The sequence below is a fragment of the Chryseobacterium sp. genome (assembly GCF_022712095.1).
GTDB lineage: Bacteria > Bacteroidota > Bacteroidia > Flavobacteriales > Weeksellaceae > Chryseobacterium.
Genome location: NZ_JALAHD010000044.1, coordinates 1 through 2665 on the forward strand (window position 1 = coordinate 1; position 2665 = coordinate 2665).

General features: G+C 34.7%; 2 protein-coding genes. Both read right to left on the reverse strand.

Annotated elements, in window-relative coordinates; all coding sequences use genetic code 11:
- Nucleotides 1–19: 19 nt before the first annotated feature.
- Nucleotides 20–1228: a hypothetical protein gene (locus tag Q0A18_RS02285; RefSeq protein WP_292008552.1), complete on the reverse strand. Its 1209-nt coding sequence runs from the start codon at nt 1226–1228 to the stop codon at nt 20–22.
- A gap of 6 nt (nt 1229–1234) precedes the next feature.
- On the reverse strand, nt 1235–2593 hold the full coding sequence (gene hemN / locus Q0A18_RS02290) for an oxygen-independent coproporphyrinogen III oxidase (protein ID WP_292008553.1): 1359 nt from the start codon (nt 2591–2593) through the stop codon (nt 1235–1237).
- Nucleotides 2594–2665: the final 72 nt, after the last annotated feature.

The following is a 2665-nucleotide window of genomic DNA, read 5'->3' on the forward strand; positions in this document are numbered from 1 at the left end:
AAACCAAAAATATATAATATTATTTAAAGTTCTGTATTCTGTGCTTAAATAAATAGAAAATAGTCAGAAATAAAGGTAATAAAACAAGTATTCTCTCTCCTAAAGAAAATCTCTCCACCTCGTTGTCAAATAAGAAATTAGAAGGTAATGAAACCAATGCTGACGACAAAATGAAAAGCAGAATTTCCCATTTAGATATCTTCCCCGACTGCACAACAGAATTAAATTTGGAATCTAATATCCAAAAACCTAAAAATAAGATCATAAACGGAAAAGACCATATTCTATACGTATCCCAGGCAATTGCGTGTAAAAGTAAAGGAGACAGACATGCTAAAGCTAATAATCCAAAAATATAAAAATTAATCTTGCGGAATTCCCTGTAAATCATAACCCCCATAAAAATCATAGGAATCCCGTAAATAATAGTACATGTAGATACAAAAACCCGTTGAATAAAATGAGGACTTTCTTCTGCTAAAAAGCTGGTGAAACTTTCTGTATAGCCTAAGGAAACCAGACTGGCTACCTTGTCATTAATAAACCCAGTATGGATAAGATATTCCAGTATCTGCAGATGATGATTACCTCCATAACATTCCTGATAGCCTATTATTCCAGCCAATACAATAAATGGCACGAGAAGAAACAAAGCCATCTTTTCAAATAATTTTTTCTTATTAATACTTTTAAGTGAAAGTGAATGTTCAGGAATTTCTTTTATGATCAATGCAAAAAGACAGATAGGCAGCATCAGAAAAAAAGTGATCTCATGAATCAGAATGCCAACGGACAATACAGCTGAAGCCCAGATCATTTTTTTATTCCTGATCAGATACAATGCTATCATAGTCATAAGAAAAATAAGATGATCCAGATAACCTATAAGATGGGCAGAAAACACAATATACTGAGACAGAAAAAAAACAGAATAGAACAATATTCTGTTTGTATTATCTTCCGTTTTATTTGTTCGTTTAATTGCTATTGTTAATAATACTCCATATAAAAGAAGCAGAATTATAACAGATAAAATCAGGATATTGGTTTCGTTCTTTTCAAAGAAAAAACCGAATATTTCGCCTGCCAATCCTCTTTTAATAAACCCAAACCTGTAATCCATCATCCAATGAGCCACAGACCATTGATTGGGAAACCTTGCAGTCTTTAAAACACTAAATGCCAATGCATATAAATACAAAAAGAGGATTAATGCTTTCCGATTCATATATCATTATATCGTCATCGAAAAAATCCTGGTTTCCGGTTTGTTTCTCATCATACGAAGATCAAAAACCATAGCAACATTCCTTGTAAAAGCTCTTCCTTTCTCGGTAATCCTGATCTGATTATCTTCAATTTCCACCAATTCATCTCTTTCCATTTCCTTAAGCATTGCCAGCGCATTTTCAAGCTCAGGGAATGAGTTCTGGATATCCCAGGTCGTTTCCAGCTGACACATCAGATTAAGAATATGTCTTCTTACGATAAGATCTTCTTCATTAAGAATATGCCCTTTCACAACAGGAATCTGTCCCTCTTCTACAATTTTCTGATATTCTTCCACCGTCTTCACATTCTGGGCAAAAGCATACCACGAATCTGAAATAGAAGACATCCCAAGGCCAACCATAAGCTGGGTTTTGCTGGAAGTATATCCCATGAAGTTTCTGTGTAATTTCTTATGAGTCAAAGACTGGTAGAGATCATCATGCTCAAGAGAGAAATGATCCATTCCTACTTCAATATAACCTAATTCCTGTAACAATTTTTTACCGTCCTCATACAGTTTTCTTTTTTCTTCACCACTTGGAAGGTCATTTTCATCAAAACCACGCTGCCCTACTCCCTTTACCCATGGAACATGGGCATAAGAATAAAATGCCAATCTATCAGGTTTTAATTCAAGGGTCTTACGGATGGTATATTCCATGGCATCCCAATGCTGATGCGGAAGTCCGAAAACGAGATCGTGGCTGATCCCACGGTAACCGATCTCTCTTGCCAACTCTGTTACCTCTTTTACTTTTTCAAATGGCTGTATTCTGTTGATTGCTTTCTGTACTTTTGGATCATAATCCTGAACCCCAAAGCTCACTCTTCTGAATCCTAAATCATATAGAGTCTGAAGATGTTCTCTAGAAGTATTATTCGGATGACCTTCAAAAGAAAACTCAGGATGCTCCGCTATTTCCACCGTTTCAAAAATTTCTTCCAATAGTATCTTCAGATTTGCAGGTGAGAAGAATGTAGGTGTTCCTCCGCCTAAATGAAGTTCTTTCAGTTTAGGTTTTTCGTTAAATAATTCCAGATAAAGCTTCCATTCTTTTAAAACACTCTCCAGATAGGGTGTCTCCACACTGTGTTGTTTTGTAATACGCTTATGACATGCACAAAATGTACATAATGCTTCACAAAAAGGCAAATGAATATAAATAGAAATTCCTTCTCCTGAATTACTTTCATGAAACGACCTTACCACACTCTCTTTCCATTTTTCCGGAGAAAAAGTACTTTCATCCCAATATGGAACAGTAGGATAAGAAGTATAACGAGGTCCCGGAATATTATATTTATCAACTAAAGAATTCATTTTATGATGTAAAGATTTTTAAATAATGAAATTCCAATACGAATTTCATCCTGCAAAATTAAATATAACTTA

Bases quoted from the DNA above. Each gene is read 5' to 3' on its own strand.
- Q0A18_RS02285 (WP_292008552.1), bottom strand. From the start codon at position 1,228: ATGAATCGGAAAGCATTAATCCTCTTTTTGTATTTATATGCATTGGCA.
- hemN (WP_292008553.1), bottom strand. From the start codon at position 2,593: ATGAATTCTTTAGTTGATAAATATAATATTCCGGGACCTCGTTATACT.